Annotated in this window: 27 protein-coding genes; 6 read left to right on the top strand and 21 right to left on the bottom strand. The window is 40.1% G+C overall.

Annotation, left to right across the window (positions count from 1 at the left end; translation table 11 throughout):
• Window positions 1-261 precede the first annotated feature (261 nt).
• Both nhaC and LI288_RS05965 read left to right on the top strand, forming a co-directional pair.
• Window positions 262-1,638 carry a Na+/H+ antiporter NhaC gene (nhaC, locus tag LI288_RS05970; protein ID WP_022432920.1) on the top strand — a complete coding sequence of 459 codons (1,377 nt, stop codon included), beginning with the start codon at window positions 262-264 and terminating at the stop codon, window positions 1,636-1,638.
• A gap of 18 nt (window positions 1,639-1,656) precedes the next feature.
• Entirely contained in the window at window positions 1,657-2,673 is a 1,017-nt protein-coding gene (locus LI288_RS05965; RefSeq protein ID WP_227089770.1) for an asparaginase, read from the top strand.
• 64 nt (window positions 2,674-2,737) lie between these two features.
• Here LI288_RS05965 and lexA read toward each other — a convergent pair whose 3' ends face one another.
• Window positions 2,738-3,358, bottom strand: coding sequence for a transcriptional repressor LexA (lexA, locus tag LI288_RS05960; RefSeq protein WP_227089769.1), 621 nt, complete (start codon window positions 3,356-3,358; stop codon window positions 2,738-2,740).
• Window positions 3,359-3,526: 168 nt separating this feature from the next.
• Here lexA and LI288_RS05955 point away from each other — a divergent pair, with 168 nt between their 5' ends.
• The 3 genes from LI288_RS05955 to LI288_RS05945 all read left to right on the top strand — a co-directional run bounded on the left by LI288_RS05955 (window position 3,527) and on the right by LI288_RS05945 (window position 6,480).
• Window positions 3,527-3,952, top strand: coding sequence for a LysM peptidoglycan-binding domain-containing protein (locus LI288_RS05955; protein ID WP_227089768.1), 426 nt, complete (start codon window positions 3,527-3,529; stop codon window positions 3,950-3,952).
• 180 nt (window positions 3,953-4,132) lie between these two features.
• Complete coding sequence (locus tag LI288_RS05950) at window positions 4,133-5,275, top strand: DEAD/DEAH box helicase (RefSeq protein WP_227089767.1); 1,143 nt, start codon at window positions 4,133-4,135, stop codon at window positions 5,273-5,275.
• 152 nt (window positions 5,276-5,427) lie between these two features.
• Entirely contained in the window at window positions 5,428-6,480 is a 1,053-nt protein-coding gene (locus LI288_RS05945) for a tyrosine-type recombinase/integrase (protein ID WP_227089766.1), read from the top strand.
• Between the two features lie 144 nt (window positions 6,481-6,624).
• On the opposite strand, the gene LI288_RS05940 is transcribed toward LI288_RS05945, so the two are convergent.
• The 9 genes from LI288_RS05940 to LI288_RS05900 all read right to left on the bottom strand — a co-directional run bounded on the left by LI288_RS05940 (window position 6,625) and on the right by LI288_RS05900 (window position 14,747).
• Complete coding sequence (locus LI288_RS05940) at window positions 6,625-7,806, bottom strand: L,D-transpeptidase family protein (protein WP_227089765.1); 1,182 nt, start codon at window positions 7,804-7,806, stop codon at window positions 6,625-6,627.
• A gap of 99 nt (window positions 7,807-7,905) precedes the next feature.
• Window positions 7,906-8,538, bottom strand: coding sequence for an AAA family ATPase (locus tag LI288_RS05935; RefSeq protein ID WP_022432913.1), 633 nt, complete (start codon window positions 8,536-8,538; stop codon window positions 7,906-7,908).
• An 88-nt stretch (window positions 8,539-8,626) separates the two neighbouring features.
• Entirely contained in the window at window positions 8,627-9,172 is a 546-nt protein-coding gene (locus tag LI288_RS05930) for a hypothetical protein (protein ID WP_227089764.1), read from the bottom strand.
• A gap of 32 nt (window positions 9,173-9,204) precedes the next feature.
• Complete coding sequence (locus LI288_RS05925; protein ID WP_227089799.1) at window positions 9,205-10,140, bottom strand: RluA family pseudouridine synthase; 936 nt, start codon at window positions 10,138-10,140, stop codon at window positions 9,205-9,207.
• 200 nt (window positions 10,141-10,340) lie between these two features.
• The gene (gene lspA, locus LI288_RS05920) at window positions 10,341-10,859 is read right to left on the bottom strand and encodes a signal peptidase II (protein ID WP_227089763.1); all 519 of its coding nucleotides are present in this window, start codon (window positions 10,857-10,859) and stop codon (window positions 10,341-10,343) included.
• Between the two features lie 31 nt (window positions 10,860-10,890).
• Window positions 10,891-11,979 (bottom strand): 3-dehydroquinate synthase, encoded by a 1,089-nt coding sequence (gene aroB / locus LI288_RS05915; RefSeq protein WP_227089762.1) that lies wholly within the window; start codon window positions 11,977-11,979, stop codon window positions 10,891-10,893.
• 91 nt (window positions 11,980-12,070) lie between these two features.
• Window positions 12,071-12,613 (bottom strand): cell division protein SepF, encoded by a 543-nt coding sequence (locus LI288_RS05910; protein WP_227089761.1) that lies wholly within the window; start codon window positions 12,611-12,613, stop codon window positions 12,071-12,073.
• Between the two features lie 16 nt (window positions 12,614-12,629).
• Window positions 12,630-13,322, bottom strand: a complete 693-nt coding sequence (locus LI288_RS05905; RefSeq protein ID WP_022432907.1) for a YggS family pyridoxal phosphate-dependent enzyme — start codon at window positions 13,320-13,322, stop codon at window positions 12,630-12,632.
• A 27-nt stretch (window positions 13,323-13,349) separates the two neighbouring features.
• A complete protein-coding gene (locus tag LI288_RS05900) occupies window positions 13,350-14,747 on the bottom strand; it encodes an HlyD family efflux transporter periplasmic adaptor subunit (protein ID WP_227089760.1) in 1,398 nt (465 codons plus the stop codon).
• Window positions 14,748-14,842: 95 nt separating this feature from the next.
• Between LI288_RS05900 and LI288_RS05895 the strand changes: the two genes are divergently transcribed.
• Window positions 14,843-15,061, top strand: a complete 219-nt coding sequence (locus tag LI288_RS05895) for a DUF378 domain-containing protein (RefSeq protein WP_022432905.1) — start codon at window positions 14,843-14,845, stop codon at window positions 15,059-15,061.
• Window positions 15,062-15,131: 70 nt separating this feature from the next.
• On the opposite strand, the gene LI288_RS05890 is transcribed toward LI288_RS05895, so the two are convergent.
• The 11 genes from LI288_RS05890 to LI288_RS05840 all read right to left on the bottom strand — a co-directional run bounded on the left by LI288_RS05890 (window position 15,132) and on the right by LI288_RS05840 (window position 24,959).
• Entirely contained in the window at window positions 15,132-15,527 is a 396-nt protein-coding gene (locus LI288_RS05890; RefSeq protein ID WP_227089759.1) for a methylglyoxal synthase, read from the bottom strand.
• 32 nt (window positions 15,528-15,559) lie between these two features.
• On the bottom strand, window positions 15,560-16,699 hold the full coding sequence (locus LI288_RS05885; RefSeq protein WP_227089758.1) for an FtsW/RodA/SpoVE family cell cycle protein: 1,140 nt from the start codon (window positions 16,697-16,699) through the stop codon (window positions 15,560-15,562).
• 14 nt (window positions 16,700-16,713) lie between these two features.
• Window positions 16,714-16,989 carry a cell division topological specificity factor MinE gene (minE, locus tag LI288_RS05880; protein ID WP_022432902.1) on the bottom strand — a complete coding sequence of 92 codons (276 nt, stop codon included), beginning with the start codon at window positions 16,987-16,989 and terminating at the stop codon, window positions 16,714-16,716.
• A 30-nt stretch (window positions 16,990-17,019) separates the two neighbouring features.
• Window positions 17,020-17,829, bottom strand: a complete 810-nt coding sequence (gene minD / locus LI288_RS05875; protein ID WP_022432901.1) for a septum site-determining protein MinD — start codon at window positions 17,827-17,829, stop codon at window positions 17,020-17,022.
• A gap of 70 nt (window positions 17,830-17,899) precedes the next feature.
• Window positions 17,900-18,601: a septum site-determining protein MinC gene (gene minC, locus LI288_RS05870; protein ID WP_227089757.1), complete on the bottom strand. Its 702-nt coding sequence runs from the start codon at window positions 18,599-18,601 to the stop codon at window positions 17,900-17,902.
• A 117-nt stretch (window positions 18,602-18,718) separates the two neighbouring features.
• A complete protein-coding gene (locus tag LI288_RS05865) occupies window positions 18,719-21,505 on the bottom strand; it encodes a penicillin-binding transpeptidase domain-containing protein (RefSeq protein WP_227089756.1) in 2,787 nt (928 codons plus the stop codon).
• Entirely contained in the window at window positions 21,498-22,016 is a 519-nt protein-coding gene (gene mreD, locus LI288_RS05860) for a rod shape-determining protein MreD (protein ID WP_227089755.1), read from the bottom strand. The genes LI288_RS05865 and mreD overlap by 8 nt, the downstream gene beginning before the upstream one ends.
• Window positions 22,017-22,032: 16 nt before the next feature.
• Window positions 22,033-22,875: a rod shape-determining protein MreC gene (gene mreC, locus LI288_RS05855; RefSeq protein ID WP_022432897.1), complete on the bottom strand. Its 843-nt coding sequence runs from the start codon at window positions 22,873-22,875 to the stop codon at window positions 22,033-22,035.
• A 31-nt stretch (window positions 22,876-22,906) separates the two neighbouring features.
• On the bottom strand, window positions 22,907-23,929 hold the full coding sequence (locus tag LI288_RS05850) for a rod shape-determining protein (RefSeq protein WP_227089754.1): 1,023 nt from the start codon (window positions 23,927-23,929) through the stop codon (window positions 22,907-22,909).
• Between the two features lie 17 nt (window positions 23,930-23,946).
• Window positions 23,947-24,651, bottom strand: a complete 705-nt coding sequence (radC, locus tag LI288_RS05845; protein ID WP_227089753.1) for a RadC family protein — start codon at window positions 24,649-24,651, stop codon at window positions 23,947-23,949.
• A 44-nt stretch (window positions 24,652-24,695) separates the two neighbouring features.
• Window positions 24,696-24,959, bottom strand: a complete 264-nt coding sequence (locus LI288_RS05840) for a DUF4321 domain-containing protein (protein WP_022432894.1) — start codon at window positions 24,957-24,959, stop codon at window positions 24,696-24,698.
• Between the last annotated feature and the right edge of the window lie 12 nt (window positions 24,960-24,971).

The raw sequence follows: 24,971 nt of genomic DNA, 5'->3' as shown, positions 1-24,971 counted from the left end.
ATATATAGGGCAGGGACTGCCCAAATTAACGCCTGTGGAGATAGTAGGTTACGAGGTCGATGAAGCAGGAAGCCCATTGGCTTAAGACAATGGGTAGTTCACAATTACGGTCGAATATTGATAATATATTAAGCAAAAATTGGAAAATAAAAATAAAGTATTTTGATTGATTTTGACGGAATTCAATGATATGATACATCTACTCAAGTAAAAGCATACGTGTAAGATATATTACCCGTAGGAGAATGGAGAATCATAATCATGAAAAGACAAACCACTTTATTACAGGCAGTTATTGTATTAGGCGGCTTTCTTGCCTTGGCATTTTTATGCAATCAGTCTGGCATCGAGATACATCTTGCACTTTTTGCAGCCTGGTTTCTTGCAATGGCTGTTGGCAAAAGAAATGGATTTTCCTATCAGGAAATGGAACATGCGGTCACGAAAGGCATTTATGACGGCATGAGCGCTATTTTAATCCTGCTGGCGGTCGGCGCGCTGGTCGGAACGTGGATTTCCGGCGGAATTGTACCCAGTCTGATTTATTACGGTCTAAAAGTAATACATCCGTCTATCTTTTTACTGGCAACATTGATTCTTTGCAGTATTACATCGATTGCAACCGGTACTTCATGGGGAACAGTCGGAACATCCGGTATTGCCATGATGGGTATCGGTTCAGCGCTTGGAATTCCGGCACCAATAACAGCCGGAGCCGTATTGTCCGGTGCTTATTTCGGTGACAAGCTTTCACCGCTTTCAGACAGCTGCGTATTGTCTGCGGCAATGGCGGATATTGATGTTATTGACCATGTACGCGGTATTTTGCCGGTATCATTAAGTGCATTTGGTATTACAGGCATTGCATTTACGGTTCTTGGTTTCCGCCTGGGCGGCGGCAGTGCGGATATGACACAGGTCAATAGCGTTATGGCAGCACTTCAGGAAAATTTTCATATCAGTTTATTCGCATTTGTGCCAATGCTGGTTGTTATTATTTTACTGATACTCAAAATGCCGTCCCTGCCGGTTATTTCATTTGGTGCGGGACTTGGAATTGTATGGGGCATTATATTTCAGGGATTGACTCCGGTAAAGGCCATTTCTACAGCATGGGTACAGCTTGAAATGAATACGGGAATCGAATTTATTGATTCACTGCTTTCACGTGGCGGCATGAACAGTATGCTGTGGTCGGTGGCAATTATTATTCTGGGGCTTGGATTTGGCGGATTACTTGACCGGATTGGTATTATTAAGGCAATCGCCGGAAAGGTTTATCAACATATCAACAATGGTGGAACGCTGACCGTATTTACGATTATTGTTGGATTTTTAGGTTGTCTGCTTGGCAGTGCAATGTATGTTTCACTGGTCCTTACACCGAAAATCATGGCGGAAAAGTATGACGAAATGGGTTACAGCCGACGGGTTCTTTCAAGAAATGCTGAAATTGGCGGTACGCTGACAGCCGGAATGATTCCGTGGAGTGACAACGGTATTTATATGGCAACAATTCTTGGTGTTGCGACATTTGAGTATTTACCGTATATGTGGCTTTCATTTTCATGCATTGCATTGGCGATAATTTTCGGTTTTACAGGTCTGTTTATGTGGAAAAATAAAAATGCCGTTTAACGGCGGATTGGGGACTATATGAAGAAAATATTATTAATTGCGACAGGCGGAACAATCGCGTCTTCTGAATCATCAGAGGGGCTGACACCGTCGATTGATGTAAAAACACTGCTTACTTATATTCCGGAAATTGAGTCTATCTGTCATCTGGAGGGCATTTCCGTGATGAGGGTGGACAGTACCAATATGAATCCGAAGCTGATGGCGCGGATTGCGGAAACGATAGCACAGAATTATGATGCATATGACGGTTTTGTTATTGCACACGGTACGGATACCATGGCATACAGTGCGGCAGGCATTACGTATATGTTAAAAAATCTTGCAAAGCCGGTGGTGTTTACCGGTTCACAGATTCCGATAGAGGCATTGTATACCGATGCCAAAAAGAATCTCTCCGATGCGATTCGTTTTGCGTGTGAGGGTATCCGCGGTGTGTATGTTGCATTTGACGGAATTGTAATCAACGGTACACATGCCATGAAGATTAAAACAAGAAGCTCCGATGCGTTTAAAAGTATTAATTTTCCGGTGATTGCTGAGATTAAACTGGGCAAAATTACGTATAATCAGCTGCTTACTTATTCCGGGCATCTGGATAAATTAAGTGAGGAAATAACCGGTGATTTTGCAATAGATACAAAGGTCTGCCGGGATATTTTTGTATTGAAAATCTTTCCGGGAATCGGAACAGAGCTATTTGATTTTATCCGCACACAGTATAAGGGTGTTATTATTGAAAGCTTTGGTATCGGCGGAATTCCGAATGTTGATGAGGATATCGTGTCAAAGATACATGAACTGATTGAGGCCGGAGTCGCAGTTGTCATTACAACGCAATGCATTTACGAGGGAATTGACCTGAGTATCTATGAGGTTGGGCAGACTCTTGGACGGCAGAAGGTTATTGTTGCTGCAGATATGACGACAGAAGCGGTTGTGATGAAGCTGATGTGGGCGCTTGCACATTATGAGCAGATTGACGATATTAAAAGATACATGGAAACACCATATTTTGCAGATAGAAGTTATTAAACATGAAGACAGGTTAACGCAAAACAGACACCTATCCACTTTATTGTAGATGGGTGTCTGTTTTTTAATCAATATTGATACGGATTAATCCGATGACTTTTCCGATAATTTCGCAGGAATCTACAATAATAGGTTCCATAAAATCATTCTCCGGCTGTAAGCGGATATGTCCGTTTTCCTTGTAGAAACGCTTTACAGTAGCAGAGTCATCTACAAGCGCAACAACAATTTCTCCATTAGATGCGGTAGACTGCTGCTTAACAATAATCTGGTCGCCGTCATAAATACCGGCATTTACCATACTTTCCCCCTTGACATTTAACATAAAGACTTCTTCTTTCGGAATAAATTCCGCCGGAATCGGAAAATAACCTGTAATATTTTCAACAGCTAAGAGCGGCTGTCCGGCAGCAACCTGTCCTATTAAAGGAACATTGACAACTTCACGTCTTGTCAGGTTAAAATTATCATCTATAATCTCAATCGCACGCGGCTTTGTAGGGTCTCTGCGGATATATCCATTCTTTTCCAGGGTTTCCAGATGTGCATGTACAGAAGAAGTCGACTTTAAATTGACTGCCGTACAGATATCACGTACTGATGGCGGATAGCCCTTATTTAAAATCTGGGACTTAATATATTCTAATATTTCAGTCTGCTTTTTTGTAATTCTGCCATATGCCATAGACCATAACCTCCATAAATTTATAGAACTATCGTAACATATCATGCGCAAAAATGCAAACAAATTTTCAGAACAATTTTTCGGAATATATGTTCGATTATGTATTGACAAACATATGTTCAAGAGATATAATACAATCAATTCAAAAGAACAAATGTTTGAGTTTCATTGGAAAGCGAGGATACGATTATGAATGGTATGATGGCAGTTACAAAAAAAGAGCAGGTAAGAATTATAGCAGGACTTTTTTCACCGGCAGGAGTTATTGCGGCAGTCAGAAGGCTGGATATACGCATCATTCACGCAATTTTAGCAGCGGTCCTTTTAATTGCAGTAACCGGTATTGGGGGAAGAATGATAATTGCAAATGCTTCTGTTAAAGAAGGACAGAATGCATTGGAACGGTATTATACAAGCATTACTATTGAAGATTGTGATACGTTATGGGATATCGAGGCACGTTACAATACAGGCGCAGAGAACAAAGAACAGTATATCCGCTCCATCATGCAGATGAATCATATGAGTTCTGATATTTTATACAGCGGACAGAATCTGATCATTTATTATTACGGTCAGCCACAGACGAATTAAAAGCACTGAAAAGAATATCTGCACAGAGGCGCCGCTGCGAAGAAGCTGTGTTTTGTGTAATGGAATTGCAGCAGCTGTAATCAATTGGAAAACAAATCAAGTCATTGGATTTTCCGTAAGAATCGTGTATAATATAGAAGTATAACGATAAAGTCAGATAGAGTGAAATGGAGAATTTGTATGATGACATTTGAAGAATTAGGGGTGTCAAAGGCACTGACCGCTGTTTTAAATAAACGGAATATTACAGCACCGACCCCGATACAGCAGCGTGCTTATCAGCCGGTAACAAAAGGAACGGATGTTATCGGCTGTTCCAGCACAGGTTCGGGAAAGACACTGGCTTATTTACTGCCTGTGATTGCAACGATGCAGCCGGACAGCAAATATATACAGACGTTGATACTTGTTCCGACCCAGGAACTTGCAGTTCAGGTGTGTAATGAAGCAGAATTGCTCTTTAAAGGCGCACAGCTGCCATATAAGGCATTATTTCTGATTGGCGAGGGAAATATTAACCGCCAGATTGAATCGCTTAAAACAAAGCCTTCACTGGTTGTAGGTACACCGGCGCGTATTTTGCAGTTAATCCGTCAGAAAAAGCTGCGGGTACATGATGTCAAGACACTTGTGATTGATGAAGCGGATAAGCTGATGGACAAGACATATTGCGAACAGATATTTGCAATCCGTAAATCACTGATGAAGTATACGCAGGTGCTGATGTTTTCGGCAAGTATTGATAAAAAGACACGGCAGATTGCTAATCAGATTACATATCATGCGGTTGTTTTAGATACAAAGCAAAAGAATGAAAGTCTGATTCCAAAAACGATTAAGCATATTTTTATTGTGACAGACAGACGGGAACGGATTGAAACTTTAAGAAAAATCGCTAAGGCGTTAAATTCAGATAAGGTCATGGTTTTTATTAATACCAGATATGACCTTGAAGAATCTTATCAGAAGCTTCAATATCATCATTATAATGTAGCTGCGTTATCCGGGAATCAGGATAAGCAGGAAAAGAAAACGGCAATTGAACATTTTAAATCCGGAAAGGTTCAGTATCTTTTGGCAACGGATGTTGCAGCCAGAGGCTTACAGATTGATAATGTTGAAACCGTGATTAATGTGAATCTTCCTGAAGAATCCAAGGAATATCTGCACAGAGCCGGTCGTTGCGGAAGAAACGGTCAGGAAGGATTATGTGTATCCATTATTACAGAAAATGAATTGAATAAGATTAAAAAGTATCAAAAAGAATTTAAAATCAATGTAGTACAGAAACGTTTATATAACGGAAAACTGGTTGCTAAGTAAGAAAATAAACGATAGACGGTGATTTATGTAAAAAGAAATACAAAACTTCGTTAAACTTGGGTTTAGCGAAGCTATATATTACAAAGATACTGTCTGCAATTATAAATTATGTTATATGAACGCTCCTCTGCTTTTTTGATTATGGAGGAAATATGGCCGAAACAAAAACATATGCCCAGCAGCAAACGATAAAGTATACAAAAAAACTCAACGAATTACTGAAAATTCTTCCGTCGTTTTGTACAGAGTATTTTAACAGTCTTGAATATTCCAAGCAGCCCAGGACAAGGGTTGCTTACGCAATGGATATCAAGGGTTTTTTTGAATTTCTGATATGTGAATATCCGCAGTATGCCAATTATGCAGTAAAGGATTTTACACTGGCAGACCTTGAAAAACTTAAAGGTCAGGATATTTCAGATTATCTGCGGTATGTAAAATTATATGATAAAGAAGGTAAAGAAGTTAGCAATTCAGAACGCGCAGCAAAAAGGAAGCTGTGTGCATTGCGCCGTTTTTATGCCTACTACTACCGTTATGAAATGATTGGGGAGAATCCAACGCTTAAAGTGGATATGCCAAAGATTCATGACAAGGCTATTACGCGTTTAGATGTTAATGAAGTGGCAGAATTTTTAGACAATGTGGAATCTGGCAATAAACTGTCAAAGGCACAGCTAAAGCGCCATGAAAAGTTAAAGACAAGGGATTTAGCGCTGCTTACACTGATGCTGGGGACGGGAATCCGTGTATCGGAATGTGTCGGGCTGGATATGAAGGATGTTGATTTTGACAATGACCGAATCAAAGTCGTCCGTAAAGGCGGTGCTGAAAGTTTTGTATATTTTGGCGATGAAGTTGAAGAAGCGTTATCTGCGTATATGGAGGAACGGAAAGAACTAAATCCAAAAGAGGGGCATGAAAACGCCCTGTTCTTATCTTCTGTCGGAAAAAGGCTGTGCGTGCGGTCAGTAGAACTTTTGGTGAAAAAGTATGCTTCTACTGTTACAACCGTAAAGCACATTACGCCGCACAAGCTGCGCAGTACATATGGTACGAATCTGTATCAGGAAAGCAAGGATATTTATTTAGTTGCCGATGTTTTAGGACATAAAGACGTCAATACAACCCGCCGCCATTATGCAGAAATCGTAGATGAAAATAAGAGAAATGCAAGAAATATCGTTCATTTACGCAGAGATTAAAACTACGAGCAGCTGTAAAATAAAAAATGCGAAAAACTGTAATCTGTCAATATACAGTTTTTCGCATTTTCTTTTATGCATTTTTTATTTATCTTTTGTTTTTGTCCGGTTTTTCCTTTTGAAAATTTTGACTATTTTAAATTATTATTGACCGGTGTTGTTGGTCGGCTTAATCTGACTTTTGTTATCAGAACCGTTATTTGTGCTGTTTGATGAAGTTGAAGCTTCTGTGACAGCTGTTACAGGCTGTGAATTGGTTGGAGCTGGTGTCGTTGTATCGGTTTGTGCCGGCTGTGTCGCAGCGGCTGTTGCCGGAGCTGTAGTTTCGGCAGGCACAGTACTCTCCGCTTCATCTGTTACCGTTACATAACGGTAGTATTTTAAATTTGTACCAAAGCTGTCATTTAAAAAGTAAATGACTTTATATACACCGGGCGTTGATGTATCAACGCTTCCTGTAGCTGTGATATATGAAGTGATATCATTGTTATTTACATCTTTTGCGTAAACACCGGTCCAGATGTCAAAGTTTGAATTTAAAGCAACGGTACAGTCACGGGTTCCTGTCATATATGCAATTTTAGTATTGACGATGTTGTTTTCTGCATTATTTACAGCACCCTGATCTGTAGGGTCATATTTGGCATCTGCAGCAAGTGTTGTCAGTTCAGATAACCGGTTATCGAAGTTTTCGGTTGAATCTTCATATACTTTTACTTTGGTATTTAAACCACAGTTTTCATAAATCCATTTAGCATCGGCTGCGGTTAATGCAACAGAACCGACCGATGACGATTTACCCAGATTATTATAGGCACTGACAATTAGTGTCATTGTATCCTGCTTGGTATACGGTACAGAATGTAAATAGGCATTGTTGCCAAATTGTACCGTATAGTGTCCATAGACATTTGGATCAAACATTTTCCAGATAAATTTGTCAGTGATGGAAGTTTCACCGGTGGCAAGGGATTGCGGCACGGAACAACGGAATATCTGGAATATATTTGTAAATTCCCCGGTGGCATCCATTTTATAAACAATCAGATAATTCTTTGATTTATTAATCGCAAGCATATAGGACTGGTTATCGGCAATATAACCGGTTGTTTCTGTAGAAACGGAAACTTCATCCGATGGATTGTCCGATGTATTTTCATTATTAAACATAGAATGTATGGTACTGAACATAAAAACAACAGCTGCAGCGAATACAATTAATATAAATGTATACAGGGGCGCATGCCCGCGGAGCAGCCATTTTCTGACATCAATTTTTTTAATTCGTGTATATTCTTTAAATTCTTTTAAATTTTTTAAATCCATTTACTATTCCCTAAATTCTGATGAATGACAGATGTTTGATAAAACTGCAATTCAGCCATATATAATAGATATATATGGCTGAATCCGGTTATGCATTAGTTACTGTTTATTATTTTTTTCTTTTAATTCAATGTATTTTAATATTAAATCAATTGAACCATCGATACCGAGCTGACCGCTGTCAAGACATAAATCATAGCTCTTTGCTTCGCCCCACTTTTTACTTGAATAGTAATTGTAATAGCTGGCTCTGCGCTTATCTGTTTTCTGGATCATGTCGGCAGCTTTGTTATCGCTTAAATCATAGAGCTTTTTAATACGCTGGATACGGACATCCAAATCGGCCTTAATCCATACGCTGACTGCAAATGGGTTATCTTCCAAAGCATAGTCGGCGCAGCGTCCGACAATAACACAGGATTCTCTTTCAGCCAGTTTCTTAATGGTATCAAACTGTGCCAAAAAAACTTTGTGATTAATTGGCATATCCATGTATGAACTTGTATATCCCAGAGAATATGTGTCCATTACAAGAGAATATAAAAAGCTGTTGGTTGGCTTTTCATCCTGGGAAGCGAATAAATCTTCGCAGAGACCGCTTTCTTTTGCTGCAAGTTCTAATAATTCCTTATCATAGCATTTAATTCCGAGTCTTTCTGCAAGCTTCATGCCAATTTCATGTCCGCCACTGCCAAATTCTCTGCCTATTGTAATTACGGTTCTTTCATCCATATTTCCCGCCTCCTTCAAGTTATTTCATGGCTATATTATACAATAAATTGTCAGAAAAATCTATATTTTTACATAATTTTTATGAAATTTATTCTTCATAATGTTCGATATGAAACATGATATCCGAGAGAAAATCATGTATGTCCTGTGCGTTTTTGCTGGTGATAACACTGTATTCACGCGGGGTTACACAGGCAAGCCGCAGGCTGGCAGAGCCTTTGGCAGAAAGCATATAATTTTTATTCCATGAAGTGTTTTCAATAGCTTTTGCAACTTCCGGTGAGGGTTTATTTCTGGTTATGATAATAAAAGAAATATATGTGTATAGGTGGTGCTTTACAGGAAATTTGCCGTCACCGCGGACAAAATGCGGTTCAATGCGTTCTATCGCAAATTGTTTTAAAGCATTTAACTGTTCCATATCCAGATTATCAGAATTGATAAAAAATAAATGCTCAAAGGAATTCATCTCCCATAACCGGGATTCCTGTGTTGCACTCTCATATTTATTGTGTCTGTTATAACAATACGCATAAATGACAAATTTATGATTCTCAAACCAGTAATTGTGGTAAATATCAAAATAATCTGAAATGCTGTCCAGAATCAAATCAATAAATTCTTTCCTACGCATACTACTCTTCATTCTCCATTCCGCAGGCATTTTTAATGCCGCTTTTTTTGTAAATCGACAAGGATTTTGGTAAAGTAATCCGGCAGTGGTGCTTCAAACTCTACGTACTGCCCTGTTCTGGGGTGAATAAACCCAAGTACGCGTGCATGCAGTGTCTGACCGGTGAGCCGGTACGGCGGTTTTGCCGCAGTGTAGGTATCATCGCCAAGGAGCGGATGACCGATACTTGCCATATGTACGCGGATCTGATGTGTTCTTCCGGTTTCAAGCTGACATTCAATATGGGCAAAATGCTTGAAATTTTCGAGAACGCGGTAATGTGTCACTGCGCGTCTGCCATTCTTTTTGTCAATTGCCATTTTTTTACGGTCAACCGGATTTCTGCCAATCGGCGCATCAACAGTTCCGGTTTCTTCCCGGAAAGCGTTGTAGCAGATTGCTTCGTATTTACGGGTAATGGAATGAACGCTCAGCTGTTCGGCAATTTTACGGTGGGCATAGTCATTTTTGCAGGCAACTAAGACACCGGTTGTATTCATGTCAATACGGTGGACGATGCCGGGGCGCAGTTCCCCATTAATACCGGATAAATGGTCTTTACAGTGATACATTAAGGCGTTGACAAGTGTACCGCTGGTATGTCCTGCCGCAGGATGTACAACCATTCCCTTTGGCTTGTTTATAACAATAATATCTTCGTCTTCATATAAAATGTCCAGTGGAATATCCTCAGCGGCAATCTCCTGCTCTTTCACTTCGGGAACATGAATTGCGATGATATCCCCGGCATTTAATTTATAATTGGATTTTACATTTTTGCCGTTTACGGTAACACTGCCGTCCTGAATCAATGTCTGCAGATAAGATCGTGAAAAATCCCGTAAATTCTCTGATAAAAATTTGTCAATACGTGTTCCAACGGCATCGGAAGTATCGCTGTCCGCAGATACAGACAATGTGATTTTCATACAGCTGTCTGCGGTATCAATACCGTTATGAGAGTCTGTCATATCCGTAATGAATTCGTCCGGTTCATTTTCAATATATGCAGCATCCAAAGCTGCGTTATCTACAGGAAGTTTTGTGTTTTCCATACAGTTTAAGTGCCTCCAGTTATTAAAATTCTGCATAGCCGGATTTTTATAGTTTAGTTACCGGATTCCTGATTTTAATGTTTATTTGTACCGGTTTTCTTTAAAAAGCTAAAATCATCTTCTTTATAATAAAAAAGAATTAAAACGGCAAAACAGACGACAGATACCGTTACATAGATATCTGCAACATTAAAAACAGGAAAATTAATCAGTTTAAAATAAATAAAATCACGGACATAGCCGAGTGTCAGTCTGTCGATAAAATTACCTAAAGCGCCCGATGCCAGTACGGTCAGTACGGCAAAAAACGGAAGCATATGGCGTGTATGCGGCATTTTTATAATGACATAGGTAATAACGCCGACAATCAGAACCGTCAGAACCAGAAAATAGATTCTTGCACCGCTCATCATGCCCCATGCCATACCGGCGTTTTCCAGATAATAAAATTCCAGTACATTTTTTATCAGGACGAAAGGGAAATTGCCTTTTAATGCCGAAACGGCAGCAATTTTAGTAAGCTGGTCTATAAGGCATAAAAGTACAATACCTAAAATATATCCCAAAAGTCCTTTTTTATTCAGATTTTTCATGTAATGCCTCATTTCTAAACGGGATGTTTTGTTATCGGATAATATCTGTCAGAGAACGTTTCATCTCGTCGTCTGTTACAGTTCTGTCAATGTAAGCATTTCCAATTTGTTTTAACAGAATGAATTTAATCTGATTGGCTTCCATTTTTTTATCGCTCTTCGAAACGCGGATGACATCATCAATGGAAATGCCGGTAACGTTTGTTGGAAATGCGTAGTCTTTAAACATCTGTATAGCATCATCATATTCAGCCTGTGTAATATGACCGCGGGTAACGGAAATGTTTAATGCGGCAATCATGCCAAGGACAACACATTCGCCGTGATACAGCTGGAAATTCATCAGTTTTTCGATAGCATGTCCCAGTGTATGTCCGAAATTTAAAAGTGCGCGGTCGCCCTGCTCTGTCGGGTCTAATTCAACCACTTCACGCTTGATATTACAGCTTCCTGCAATCATCTGTTCCAAGGCATCATAATCTTTTGACTGAATCTTTGCAGCATTATTCTGCAGCCAGCGGTAATAAGCCGCGTCTTTAATCAGCCCGTGTTTGATGATTTCACCGAAACCGGAATTAAACAGACGGGTATCTAAGGAAAGCAGTGTAGACATATTCATGTATACAAGCTTTGGCTGATGGAATGCGCCGACCATATTTTTATAAGCACGGAAATCCACACCGGTCTTGCCGCCGATGCTGGAGTCAACCTGAGCCAGAAGGGAAGTCGGAATCTGGATAAATGAAATGCCGCGTAAATAGGTTGCCGCTGTAAAACCGGTAAGGTCACCGACAACACCGCCGCCAAGCGCTGCAAGCATATCTTTACGGTCAAAATGATTTTCAATTAAAAATTCATAGAGATCCTGAACGGTATTTAAGTTTTTACTTTCTTCTCCGGCAGCAAATGTATAGACAAAAATCTGATTGCCGGTTGTTTCTAAAACTTCCTGAACGGCTTTGGCATATAAAGGTCCGACATTGCTGTCTGTTACAATACAGATTTTACGGCCGGTTACATTTAACCTGGAAAATGCAGTACCAAGCTGTGAAAAATCTTTTTCAATGACAATATCATAAATCGGTTTTTGATCTAAATGAACAGTAATAATCTCTGACATAACTCCTCCTGATGTGTCTGTGTTTATTGATGAGATACAAAAGAATACCGCCGATAATCAAAGACTATGGGCGGCACTTTTAATATTCACATTAAAATTTGTTGTCTGAACTGTTAAATGTTGAAAGGTCAATACCACCTGCCACCAGTTCCGGAATATCACCGGAAATATCAACATTCGGCGGTGTTACAAGGAATATGTAGTTGGTAATCTTTTGCAGATTGCCACGCATTGCATAGCATGAACCGGCTGAATAATCGATAATACGCTGTGCGATTTCAACGTGGATTCCTTCCAGATTTAAAACAACGGCCTTTCCGCTTAAAAGTGTGTCTGTAATCTCACTGGAATCTTCCATGGATTCAGGACGGATAACAACCACCTCAAGACCTCTTGAGCCACCGGTTTTTAGCGGAACAACTTTTCTGCCTAAAGGCTTTTTATCGTTTGTCCGGCTGTCTGAATCATAATCTTCATCGTCTTTATTTTTATGGCTGCCTGAAAATAATTTCTTCCGGGCAGACCCTTTGTCATCTTCGTCATCTTCGAATTCTTCATCGTAATCGTCGTATTCATCATAATCGTCTTCCCCGGTAAGTTTAAATACGTTCATTACACTGTTTAAAATACTCATTGTGCCTATCTCCAATCTACTTATTATAGTTACGTGCTCCAAATATAGCCGTACCTACACGCACCATTGTTGCACCCTCTTCTACTGCAACAACATAATCATTTGTCATACCCATGGATAAAGTGTCCATATAGATATTATCAATGTTTTTCGCGTTGATGTCAACAGATAATTGCTTTAATTGTCTAAAATATTTACGATTTTCTTCAGGATTTTCGACAAATGGCGCACTTGTCATCAGACCCCGTATTTTAATGTTCGGAAGTGCTGCCATTTTTTCCAGTTCAGGAAAAACATTTTCGGGTGTAAAACCGAATTTGTTCTCTTCTCCGGCAACGTTGACTTCAATCAGAATCTCTGTGCAGACATCCTTTTTAACGGATTCTTTGCTGATTTCTTCAGCAAGGCGCAGCGAATCTACAGAGTGAATCATTGTAACATTACCTACGATGTATTTGACTTTATTGCGCTGTAAATGTCCAATCATATGCCAGTGAATGTCCTTTGGAAGCCGGTCAATTTTTTCAACAAGTTCCTGAACGTAATTTTCACCGAATTCACGCATACCGGTATCATAGACTTCGCAAAGCATGTCAACCGGTTTGGTTTTGCTGACGGCAATTAATGTCACATCGGATGCACTGCGGTTTGCACGCGCGCAGGCTTCTTTAATATTTTTTTCAACGGTTTTAATATTTTCTGCAAGCATGAAAATGCCCTCCTTGTAATTGTTGTTTTAGTAAATCATCTGATTTGCCGTGTATTTACCGGCATCCAGTAAAATGTGGTCATATGCGGCGATACCATGGGAAAGCCCTTTTTTCACAATGTAATATTCATTGTTGGCATCCAAAATCTCAACCTGTTCAAAAATGGTATATCCTGTATTGACGCAGTATACACCTTTTAATTTTTCGATGGCGCCGATAACATAGCGTTCCGAAGAATCCGGTTTTACAATAATTGTACCTTTCTCAAAGTCATCGCAGCTTACGTAATAAACGGTATCGGTATTACGGTAAATATCAGCATCGACAAAGGATGTGGTCAGTTGTCCGGCTGAATCGTACGATTCGCAGATAAATCCGGAATTGTTGCTGTTGCCGCCGGTTGTCAGATACTCTTTTGGAATGGTATAAAATTCGCTTTCTGTCACGGCGGAAACCGGAATTTTCAACCCGGATTTGGAAGCTGTGACTAATTCGATATCCAGAAAACGTTCTGAGGCATATCGTATCATGTATTTATCCAGGCTTAATCTGCCATAATAATTACCGTCGTGGTTGACAAGTGAAAAATCTGCGGTGGTTGTGACGTTATCTTTTTTAAATTTAATATTTATTGTTGATTTGGAAGTTAAATCCATTTTATCAATATCACTTTGTGTCAGTGGAATTAAAATGTACCAGGATTCGTTGTTAATCAGTTTATAGGCAGGATTTCCGGCAACAACAAGTTCCTGTGCTTTTAAATTGGTCTTGGTATATTTATTTTTATCAAAGTCTGAAGGTGTAACAGTATCAGCAGTCAGGTCTTCATAACCGTCGATAGAATAGACAACGACACCTCCCGATTCCGCAGACACGGTACGGAATAAGTTCCGGCTTCCCGTATTTTCAATAATGGACTCTAAATTCGCCATAATGCTCTGGTTCATGGATTCAAGTACCATATAATTAATATCTGTTTTTAAATCGTACAAATCTGAAAAGTTACTGCCGTCATAACCGGTTTTAAAAGAGTTTAAAGTCGATTTAATATTGGCAAGGCTTTCCTTTGAAAGAGAATTTTCTTCGGCATTCGTATACTGTGCAAGGATATCTGATACGCGCCCGGTTTCATCGACGGTATAGACTGTGTCATTTCCTTTAATACGGGTGTTTTCACGCTGATAATAGTTAATATTGCCGGAGTATTCAGAACGGTATACAGCTTCGCTGCGCACGGCAATTCCCGTATAGGAAGAATTGGTAGTCAGTGAACCGGCTTCAACTTCGTATGTCTGTACTTTGGATTTGGAAAGATACATCACGATAAAACATACGATATATATAATAACAATTGCAAAAATAAGCCCCGCTGCTTTTGGTTTTCTGCGATATTTTACAACTTTGCGGTTGGATTGTCCTGCCATGGGATTCCTCACTTTCATCATTCTAATAATTACCAATATAATTTTTACTTTTTCAGCCACACTAATATCAGCACTAAATATAAGGAGGTCAGATAATGAATTCAAAAGGCTTTGATTATACAGCTTTGACGATTGTTATTATTGGTGCAATTAATTGGGGACTGATTGGATTTTTCAATTTTAATCTTGTATCATTCCTTTTTGGACAGACGGGCTGGATCAGCCGTATCATTTACGCGATAGTAGGACTTTGCGGCATTTACCTTGTAAGTGCCTACGGACGTATTACAGATATGGGGCATCAGTCCGTTTAACAGTATTGTAAAAAGACCAGCCGCAGACAACCGGAAGTTGTTTACGGTCTGGTCTTATCTGCTGAAAGTATTATTGATATATTTCACGCCATTCCATATCACCACGTTCCAGCGATTTAATCAGCAATTCCGCAGTTGCAAGATTGGTTGCAAGCGGAATATTATACATATCACACAGTTTACAAATATTATCAGAATCCGGTTCATGTGCAAGCGGATTAACAGCTTCGCGCAGGAAAATGACAAGGTCAATCTGGTTATGTTCAATCTGTGCACACAACTGCTGGTCACCGCCTAAATGTCCGGTTAAAAATTTGTGAATAGACAGATTCGTGACTTCTTCTATTAATCTGCCGGTTGTACCGGTTGCAAACAGCTGATTTTTATTTAAAATCCCTCTATATGCGATACAGAAATTCTGCATCAGCCTCTTTTTTGAATCATGCGCAATTAACCCAATATTCATAAGTACCCTCCATATTTGTATTTGATTAAATTTTAACCTCTGAAATCATCGGCAAATATTTCATCATCCCGTTCCACATTGCGCTGCAGGGAAACATTTAATACAACGCCCATTGAAATGTATGCAGAAACCAAAGATGTAAGACCGTAACTAAAAAAAGGTAACGGCTGTCCTGTGTTTGGCAGTAATTGTGTTGCAACTGCAATATTTAATGCACTTTGAAAACCAATCTGTGCGGCAACACCGCAGCAGATTAGGCGTCCGGCAAAATCCTTCGCCCTTACAGCTGCAATTATACACTCAATTACAATCCATGACAACAAAAGAATTGCCATACAGCAGCCGATAAAACCCAGCTCCTCTCCCATGACCGCAAAAATAAAATCAGTGTGGCCTTCTGCAATATAGTGGGCATTATTTAAGGAAGAAGGATCATCATTGTTAAGTCCTTTACCGGAAAGCTGACCCGAACCGATTGCCTGTACAGAATATTTCTGCTGGTAAGCACCATCTTCATTATTTTCAGGTTCAAAGAAAGTCATAATACGGTTTCTCTGATAATCTTTAAGCAGCTTCTGATTTGGATTACTGATATAGATACCCAGAATAATGGTGACAGGCACTATACACAATAAAGCAATGCCCATAATCCGGTAACTTAAGCCTGCACAGAATATAATAGTAAACAAAATTAATGCCAGCAAAATGGTTGTTGAAAGATTTGGCTGCATTAAAATCAGTGCAATGGGAACCAGCAGTAAAACTGCCAGTACAATTAGAAAACGTGCGGTATTGAGCCGGTCTTTATACAGCGAAATCAGTTTTGCCGTAAACATAATCAAAAGTATTTTTGTCAGTTCTGAAGGCTGAAAACGAAAACCGCCAATATTAATCCATCGCTGGGCTCCCTTGCTTTCAGAGCCAAGAGCCAGTACAAGCACCAACAGGACAAAATTCAGGGCATACATAATCCAGTAAAAACGCAATAACCAGTTATAATCAATCAGCGATACAACTATCATGACAAAAAGTGAGAGGAGAAGTCCCGCACACTGTTTGATGGTATAGGATGAATCGGCACTGTTAATGACGGCAATACCGTAAACGGATGTCACGATTAACAGGATTACAAGTCTGAAATTATAAGAACGCAGCTGGTATTTTTTAAACATAATACTCCTCTTTGTTATTTGTCACTGTTACGGATGTCCTTGATTGGAATATTTGCAAAAAGTGCAGGAACAGAACCGTTGTTGGAATCGGATTCTGTTGATGTAATCTGGATATCCAGTCCCTCCGCATCAATCACCATATATTTTGATATTACTTTAATAATATCGTTTTTAATCATCTCCATAACCTCAGGCGAACAGTTTGCCCGGTCGGATACTAATAAAAGCTTAAGTCTGTCTTTTGCAACATCACCAGAGCCTTTTTTCTTGAATAAATCTAATAAGCTCATTTATTTCCTCCATATGACTGCGTCATTTTCCTACTTTTTTTCGCCTTTGAATAAAGCAGAAAGTTTTTTAAAGAAGCCGCCCTTGCCGTTTAAGTCAAGAAATGGAACTTCTTCCCCAATAATTCTGTGGCAGATATTCATGTAAGCCTGTCCTGCCATGGTATCGTCACCAACTAAAGGCTGTCCTTTATTGGTAGCTACAACGATATTTTCATCGTCCGGAACGGCACCGATAACATTTAACTGTAAAATGTCGTTGACATCGTTGATAGACATCATTTCACCGCGGTTTACCATATCCATGCGGATTCTGTTGACAATTAAGTCTTCATGGTCTTTTAAACCATGTGCATCGAGTAAGCCAACAATTCTGTCGGCATCGCGGATAGCCGATACCTCCGGTGTTGTAATGACTAATGCCCTGTCAGCACCTGCAATAGCATTCTGGAAGCCCTGTTCAATTCCGGCAGGACAGTCTAAAATGATATAGTCAAATTCTTCAGGATCATTTTTTAATTCATCTAAAAGCTTAATCATCTGTTCCGGTGTAACAGCAGACTTATCACGGGTCTGTGCAGTTGGTAATAAGTACAGCTTCGGACATCTTTTATCTGTAATTAATGCCTGCTTGATCCGGCAGTTGCCTTCTACAACATCAACCAGATTGTATACAATACGGTTTTCAAGTCCTAATACGACATCCAGATTTCTTAATCCGGTATCGGTATCAATCATGACAACTTTTTTTCCAAGTTTGGCAAGTCCGGTACCGATGTTCGCTGTTGTTGTTGTTTTGCCGACACCGCCTTTACCGGATGTGACAACGATTACTTCACTCATTTTCTTTCCTCCAAAACTTTATCAATATTCTATTATTATGCAGATTTTTTGCGATGAAATCAATAGTATTTTAGCAATTTATCCGAATATCCTCAAAAACTTCCGGACCTAAATCTTCTATGTAAATGTTACTGTCATCGACATAAGCAATCTTAGGCGCAATGCCCTTGCTTTTTTTGCGTGGTGCAGAATCTGAACTTCTGGCAATGACTTCACCGATCTTAATCTGCATCGGATTCATTTCCAGTGCAACGACAAAACAGTCTTCATTGCCGCCGGCTCCGGCAAATACGTTGCCACGCAGACTGCCAAGGATAATGACACTGCCGCCTGCAATAATTCTGCCGCCAGGATTCACATCACCGAGTACGATAATACTGCCTTCCGTTTCAAGTACCTGACCGGAACGCAGACAGCCTTTGTAGAACTGACCGTCATTTGTACCGGTCTGCGCCGGAGCTGCCACAGCACCGGCAGAAACCGTCTGATCAATGGCGGCCTTAAAAACAGCATCCTGTGCTTCATCATGGTCGATAATACAGATAATATTTAACTGTGATACGTTGGCAATAATGTCTAAAACTTCCCGCTGCTGTTCATCGGATAACACCCGGCCTTCAAAACCAAGTGCCATATCTGCACTGCCAAAAAACTTTGCGGATGCTTTAAATTTTTCCTCTATCTGAACTTTTAAATCTTTAAATTCAGCTTCTGCGTCGAGTACAACAATAATTCCATGTTTGTTGCCCTTAATAACAACCGGTTGACTCACTATACTAATCTCCTTTTTCATATTTTTTATTCACACTAAACTCATTCCACAGGCATTTTAATGCCTGCGGAATCGCGGACTGAATTTATTCAGTTCTGCGATAAGAGCCACTAGACACTAGTTTCTTGGATACAGACTGTAATAAATATTATAAACGGCTTTTCCAAGTTCCGTATTTCTTGCAGAATCGTATCCATGCGGCAGAACGATTGCCATGGCAATTTCCGGATTTTCGTAAGGTGCATACGTAATCAGTGTTGCATGGTCAGGTTCTGTCAGACGTTCCTGTGCTGTACCGGTCTTTGCTGCGATAGAAAGTCCGGATACTTTTAAGGATGAATAACTGTCACCGGCCATTTTCATGCCGGTGTGAACGGCATCCCATGTAGATGAACTGATGTTCATTACATGATCTACTTCTGCGGAATTGTCACGGATCAGCTCTCCGTCGTGGTCAGTAATCTTATCAACAAGTGTCAGATTATAACACGTACCCGAGGTTGCAATCGTTGTAACATAGCGTGCCAGATTCAGACAGCTGAACTGGTGGTTACCCTGTCCGATTGCTGATGCAATAGAGTTTACGGAAGAAGCATGTGGTGTTTCTTCGTAAATTTCAATACCGGCTTTCGTTGCAAGACCTAAATCTTCTGCATAGCGCTTTAAGATATTCGTTCCGGTTGTACTGTTATAAGAACCTGTTTTACTGCATGCAAGCTTGTAGCCTACATTATAAAAGTATACGTTACATGAATCCCTGATTGCGGTTGTAACGGTTTCACCACCGTGACCGGATAATCTCCAGCACTTTGGAGAAGGTGTTACTTCTGTAAATGCACCGGAACAGTTAAATACTGTGCCGGTTGAAATAATACCGGTATCCAGTCCAGCAATAGAGGAACACGGTTTAAACGTAGAACCCGGTGCGGACTGGGACTGGGTTGCCCAGTTGAAAAGCGGTTTGGCATTGTCGTTAGACAGCTTGTTGTAATATTCTGTATCAATCGTACCGGATAATTTGTTATTGTCGTAGCTTGGGTAAGAAACCAGCGCTAAAATATCGCCGTTGTCCGGGTCTGTGATGACACAGGAGCCGGAGCAAGGCTGCAGGGCAAGCTCACCCGGTGTAATTTTCTTGGTCTGAATGGCATTGTACATAAAATCATAAGCGGATACAGCACCGGATGAAAGGGAGGCATAAGAGCCGTCATCGGTTAAATAGCCCTGCTCATATAACAGCATACAGACCTGTCTGCCGGAAAGCTGTTCATTCTGAATCATGTATTTGTACAGTTTCTTAAAGAATGCCGTGTCTGTCTGCAAATTGGACACAATATAGTCTGTCAGAAGTTCGTAGGATTCTTCCAGACTGGTATAAGACTGTGAAGTCAGTGCAGACATATCAATCCAGCCGTTTGAAATACTCTCCGTCAATAGCTGTCGGATGCTGACAGAATTGCTGTCTGTCCATGCTGTGTATACATCATTGGATGTATCAATGGAGTCTTTATTTAAAACACCTTCGTTCATCAGCATTTCATAGACATACCATACATAAACCTGATTTTCCTCTGAAAGGCTTCCATACGGTGTATTGCCGTCTAAGAGTTCGGAAGACAGCCAGCTCATGACAGAATCCTGTTTTGATAAAAATGAACTGTATACACTGCGTTCATTCTCCGTGTCACCTTCTGCAATTTTAGACATTGATACTAAATTATTGTCAATCAGCGCAAAATAAACTTCCTTAATCGGAATGTATACGTGGGATACATTTCCGGTTGTAGAACTATAGGCGTATTTCGTATCGTTACTGACAATGTTGGAAAGCAGAATTTCTACCAGCTTATCTTCAATTGCCGTATAAATCTGCTTTTGCAGATTTACATCAATGGTCAGGTAAACATCATGTCCCGCAGCTGCATCGGTTTCGTCAATGACTTCTGTAATACGTCCGACGGTATCAACATAGACTTCTTTAGAACCCTTCTCTCCCGCAAGTTCGGATTCGAGGGTCTGTTCAATGCCGGTCTTACCAACAATGTCATTGGCTTCGTAAGAATCATCTTCTGCCTTTAATGTGGCAAGTTCAGTTTCTGATACCGTACCGGTATAGCCGATAATCTGGGAGCAGTATGTACTGTCAACATAATGCCGCACATACTGTTCTTCAACGGTAACGCCTACCAGTTCATCGGAATTTTCAAGAATCGCTGCAACCGTTTCATTAGAAACTTCGTTGGCAATTGTAAAGGACATATAACGGTTGTAAGAGTTTGCCGACATGGAAAGGCGCAGGCTTAAAATCTCCAGAATATGTTCCGGGGTAAACGCTGCGGTATCCACACCATACCGGTCAAACAGGTAGTCCATCATTTCATTGGCAGTTGCCGCCTTTTGCTCATCGGATAATTTATCTACGGAAGTAACGCCGTAAACATCTCTTTTAAAACGCAGCACGGCAGAATTGGATACATTAAATTCGTACATTCCGTCACCGGCATAGCTGATTTTAAAATCTGTTGAATACTGGTCGCCCTTTTCTTCGATAATTTCAAGAGTACGGTTGATGGCATTATTGACAGTTGCATTTTTAATATCGGTTGCTTTCATACCGTCTTTATCAGAATATGTACCACTGTCACTGATTTTTACAGCATAAGCAAGTTCATTATAGGCAAGTAAAACACCGTTTCTGTCGTAAATTCTTCCGCGCGTAGCAGCAACGCTCATATTTTTCTGGATGGAGTCCGTTAAATCTGTTACATAAGAAGCGCCTTTGATTATCTGGAGTGAAAATAAACGGTTAATTAAAACCACTACAATCAGGACAAATACCATAATTAATGGAAACAGTCTTGATTTTAATAAACTAATCACATAATCAAAAATATCTTTAATCAACTTTACTGATTCTCCTTTTATCCGTAGGATTTAAGTGCTTATTTAAAAAGGTTACCGGCTTGTATAAAATGACGGCAATCAAAAGTGTGTACACAACCTCCGGCAGAATAAAGCGTGAAATGTAATACATTGCATTCAACCGGTTGTGCAGTAAAAAGTTACCGACATAGGACAGGAAACCGAAACAGAAATCTCCCGCCAGTAATAAGCCAAGCGGAATCAACATTTCTGTTTCTTCGTATTTCTGATAAAAAATGCCGGAGCAGTATCCTATGTATACAAATACAAGGGAAGTAAAACCAAACAGTCCCGAGAAAAATAAATCATAAAAAAATCCGGCAAAAAAACCTACATACATTCCTTCATTTTTTCCATGAAGGAAACCGAATAATACCGGAAGAATAATCAGCAGATTCGGTTTAATGCCGCCGATTGCAATCACTCTGCCGAGTGTGACCTGCAAAAGGTAGAAAAATATGATTAAAATCAATTCTCCGATTTTCCGTTTCATACCCATCTCCTATTTATTATGAATTCTTTTTCTGTGTAATAATCAGAACCTCCTGCAAATGTCCAAAATCTACAGCAGGAACTAAGTACCCTGCCTGTGTCAGATTGTTGGCATCTGCGGTAACATCCTTTGTATAGCCAATGAGAATACCCGGAAGATATTTATCACTGATATTGGAGGTTACGATTTTATCGCCGTTTCTTACAGTGACACTGTTTGCAAAGCCGGAAAGATGAATCAGTCCCGTATCCATTAATTCAATATCGCCTTTTACAATACAGGTATCTCCGGTGTCAATTAACATGCCGCTGACATAGCTGTTATCTTCAATCACTGTTTTAATCTGTGCATAATTCGGACCGACTTCCGTAATAATACCGACAAGACCGCCGCCAGCAATGACATTCATATCTTTTTCAATGCCGTCATTGCTGCCTTTATCAATAGTAAAAGTACTATACCAGTTGCCGGAAGTTGTACCGACAACGCGGGCTGCGACTTTGTTGTATCCAGGATATTTTTCATCCAGTTCATATAAATCGCGCAGGCGGTCTAATTCATAGCTGTCCTGCTTTAGCTGGTTGTTTTCCTCTGTCAGGTCGTCAACCTTTGCCTGTAAGTCTTTGTTTTCTTCAAGCACTGTGCTGATTTCCTGTAAGGTATCATACTTGTCGGATATCCATAATCCGATATAGTTCATACCGCGCTGTACCGGAATTACCACTGTTGAAATGGCATTCCGAAGCGGGGTTGTCAGTTTATCCGTAAAAAAGCTGGTTGCGATAAAAAGCAGACACAGTGCGGATAAACCGATCAGTATATATTTTGAATTCATGAATGAAGCAAGCTTTTTTCTCATGATTCTCCTCATTTCTGAAATGGATTTTTACTTAGTCGTAATTTTTATCCTGTGGTGTGTATGCGACACCGGCAAAATCCGGATTGCTGACAACACCCATCAGACCTCTGACAACACTTTCAGCCGGATTTTCTACAATATTTACGGCAAGGTTTGTTTCCTGATGGATAAACTTCTCCAGATTCCGGATATTGGATGTTCCGCCGGATACATAAATACCATTTTTGATAATATCAGCTGCCAGTTCCGGTGGAGTGCGCTCCAGGATGACTTTAATAGAATCCATAATGGAGTGCAGCGGGTCTACTACAGCTGAATAAATTACATCAGATGAAATATCCACGCTGACAGGCAGTCCTGAAAGCACGTTACGTCCAAAGCCTGGCGCAAAAGTTTCTTCTGCCTGTACGGCACTGCCGAGTTCTTTTTTTAAGCCTTCTGCGGTTTTACTTCCGATAATCAGGTTGTATACTTTTCTGACAGCACTGATAATACTGTCATCTAACTTGTTACCGCCGATTTTAACAGATTTGCTGATAACAATGCCACCTAATGAAAGAACGGAAATTTCTGTTGTTTCAGCACCGATGTTGACAATCATGATACCCTTTGATTTGGTAACGTCTAATCCGGCACCGATGGCATCGGCAACGGGCTTATCTACGATATAGATATTCTTTGCCTTCACCTTGGAATCAGCAACCAGTTCATAAAAAGCTCTCTTTTCTACTTCTGTTACATCCGTTGGAACGGCAATATAAAAGTCTGTGTTACCTGTAAATTTCTTATCGTCATTCATTTTGTTGAAGAAACGAAGAAGCAGTGTCTGCATATTTTCAATATCGGCGATAACACCAAATTTTACAGGAAAGGAAACTTCAATGTGTTCTGGTGCTTTCTCATACATTTCATATGCTTCGTCACCGAATGCTAAAATATCTTTCTTATTTGCAATTGCAATGATATTTTTCTCATTGATAATCTTATCCTTATCTTTACAGCACATTTTAAAGTTGCTGGTACCGATGTCTACACCATAAATATTCTGTCCCATTTTTGGACTCCTTTCGTCTACATATATTCTTTTTCTTTCAGACTGGTATACGTATTGTCACCGATAATAATGTGGTCGATGACCTGAACTCCTAAAATTTTTCCTGCCTGCACGATTCTGTCCGTTACCGCAATATCATTGTGGCTGGGTGCTGCATCACCGCTTGGATGATTGTGAAGCAGCACAACAGAAACGGCATTGTACTTTAAGGCTTCCGCAAAAACTTCTCTCGGTGTTACAAGTGAAGCATTGACGGTACCGACGGAAAGTACGGTGTCTGCAATTTTACGGCATTTACTGTCAAGCAGAACAAGAATCATATGTTCTTTTTCTAAAAGCCGCAGATCCTGCATATAATAGGCAGCGATGGCTTCCGGTTCGGTGAATTTCAGCTTTGCGGAAGCACTCTGCTTGGCTGTGCGCCGTGACAGTTCACAGATACATTTAATCTGTACGGCCTTGACTTTTCCCACACCCCTGATTTTTAGCAGTTCAGGAATCGTGATGGATGAAAGCCCCAGTAAGCCCTTTGACCTGCAGCACACAGAAAAAATGTGCTGTGCAAGTTCAATGGAATTCATGCCGGATACGCCTGTCCTTAAAATGACAGCCAGCAGTTCGGCATCGGAAAGCGTTTCTGCACCGAGTGTAAGGCATTTTTCATAAGGACGTAAAACGGTATCCGTTTTTTCTGTGCGTATACAGTTGTTTTTTGTGTTCATAGGTCTGCCCTTTCCGGACAAACGGATAATCCTTGTACAGGCTGCTATACAACCTTGTAAATAATGATTGCGAGTATCACGCCAATAATACTTGCAATGGTAATCTTAATCTGCAATGCAAATGTAATGACAAGCACCCCCAGATTAATGACTAAAGGGCTGTCCAGCCCAAAGGTATTGCCATATGACAGCCAGCTTAAAGATTCAATTCCGGCAGTGGACTCTGCAATCAGACCGCCCAGTACAATGCCAATCATAATAAACAGCAGTAAAAACCAGCCGTTCTTATACTTTGATATATTGCTCATGTTTCTCCATTT

The sequence above is a fragment of the Lachnospira pectinoschiza genome (assembly GCF_020564355.1).
In the GTDB taxonomy this organism is placed as follows: domain Bacteria; phylum Bacillota; class Clostridia; order Lachnospirales; family Lachnospiraceae; genus Lachnospira; species Lachnospira intestinalis.
Note: the sequence above shows the minus strand (reverse complement) of the source record. Positions and strands in the feature narration are given on the sequence as shown.

What these genes read in the sequence shown, in the direction of transcription:
- nhaC (WP_022432920.1), top strand. Translation starts at nt 262, where the DNA reads ATGAAAAGACAAACCACTTTATTACAGGCAGTTATTGTATTAGGCGGC.
- LI288_RS05965 (WP_227089770.1), top strand. Translation starts at nt 1,657, where the DNA reads ATGAAGAAAATATTATTAATTGCGACAGGCGGAACAATCGCGTCTTCT.
- lexA (WP_227089769.1), bottom strand. Translation starts at nt 3,358, where the DNA reads ATGGCATATGGCAGAATTACAAAAAAGCAGACTGAAATATTAGAATAT.
- LI288_RS05950 (WP_227089767.1), top strand. Translation starts at nt 4,133, where the DNA reads ATGATGACATTTGAAGAATTAGGGGTGTCAAAGGCACTGACCGCTGTT.
- LI288_RS05945 (WP_227089766.1), top strand. Translation starts at nt 5,428, where the DNA reads ATGGCCGAAACAAAAACATATGCCCAGCAGCAAACGATAAAGTATACA.
- LI288_RS05940 (WP_227089765.1), bottom strand. Translation starts at nt 7,806, where the DNA reads ATGGATTTAAAAAATTTAAAAGAATTTAAAGAATATACACGAATTAAA.
- LI288_RS05935 (WP_022432913.1), bottom strand. Translation starts at nt 8,538, where the DNA reads ATGGATGAAAGAACCGTAATTACAATAGGCAGAGAATTTGGCAGTGGC.
- LI288_RS05930 (WP_227089764.1), bottom strand. Translation starts at nt 9,172, where the DNA reads ATGCGTAGGAAAGAATTTATTGATTTGATTCTGGACAGCATTTCAGAT.
- LI288_RS05925 (WP_227089799.1), bottom strand. Translation starts at nt 10,140, where the DNA reads ATGAAAATCACATTGTCTGTATCTGCGGACAGCGATACTTCCGATGCC.
- lspA (WP_227089763.1), bottom strand. Translation starts at nt 10,859, where the DNA reads ATGAAAAATCTGAATAAAAAAGGACTTTTGGGATATATTTTAGGTATT.
- aroB (WP_227089762.1), bottom strand. Translation starts at nt 11,979, where the DNA reads ATGTCAGAGATTATTACTGTTCATTTAGATCAAAAACCGATTTATGAT.
- LI288_RS05910 (WP_227089761.1), bottom strand. Translation starts at nt 12,613, where the DNA reads ATGAGTATTTTAAACAGTGTAATGAACGTATTTAAACTTACCGGGGAA.
- LI288_RS05905 (WP_022432907.1), bottom strand. Translation starts at nt 13,322, where the DNA reads ATGCTTGCAGAAAATATTAAAACCGTTGAAAAAAATATTAAAGAAGCC.
- LI288_RS05900 (WP_227089760.1), bottom strand. Translation starts at nt 14,747, where the DNA reads ATGGCAGGACAATCCAACCGCAAAGTTGTAAAATATCGCAGAAAACCA.
- LI288_RS05895 (WP_022432905.1), top strand. Translation starts at nt 14,843, where the DNA reads ATGAATTCAAAAGGCTTTGATTATACAGCTTTGACGATTGTTATTATT.
- LI288_RS05890 (WP_227089759.1), bottom strand. Translation starts at nt 15,527, where the DNA reads ATGAATATTGGGTTAATTGCGCATGATTCAAAAAAGAGGCTGATGCAG.
- LI288_RS05885 (WP_227089758.1), bottom strand. Translation starts at nt 16,699, where the DNA reads ATGTTTAAAAAATACCAGCTGCGTTCTTATAATTTCAGACTTGTAATC.
- minE (WP_022432902.1), bottom strand. Translation starts at nt 16,989, where the DNA reads ATGAGCTTATTAGATTTATTCAAGAAAAAAGGCTCTGGTGATGTTGCA.
- minD (WP_022432901.1), bottom strand. Translation starts at nt 17,829, where the DNA reads ATGAGTGAAGTAATCGTTGTCACATCCGGTAAAGGCGGTGTCGGCAAA.
- mreD (WP_227089755.1), bottom strand. Translation starts at nt 22,016, where the DNA reads ATGAAACGGAAAATCGGAGAATTGATTTTAATCATATTTTTCTACCTT.
- mreC (WP_022432897.1), bottom strand. Translation starts at nt 22,875, where the DNA reads ATGAGAAAAAAGCTTGCTTCATTCATGAATTCAAAATATATACTGATC.
- LI288_RS05850 (WP_227089754.1), bottom strand. Translation starts at nt 23,929, where the DNA reads ATGGGACAGAATATTTATGGTGTAGACATCGGTACCAGCAACTTTAAA.
- radC (WP_227089753.1), bottom strand. Translation starts at nt 24,651, where the DNA reads ATGAACACAAAAAACAACTGTATACGCACAGAAAAAACGGATACCGTT.
- LI288_RS05840 (WP_022432894.1), bottom strand. Translation starts at nt 24,959, where the DNA reads ATGAGCAATATATCAAAGTATAAGAACGGCTGGTTTTTACTGCTGTTT.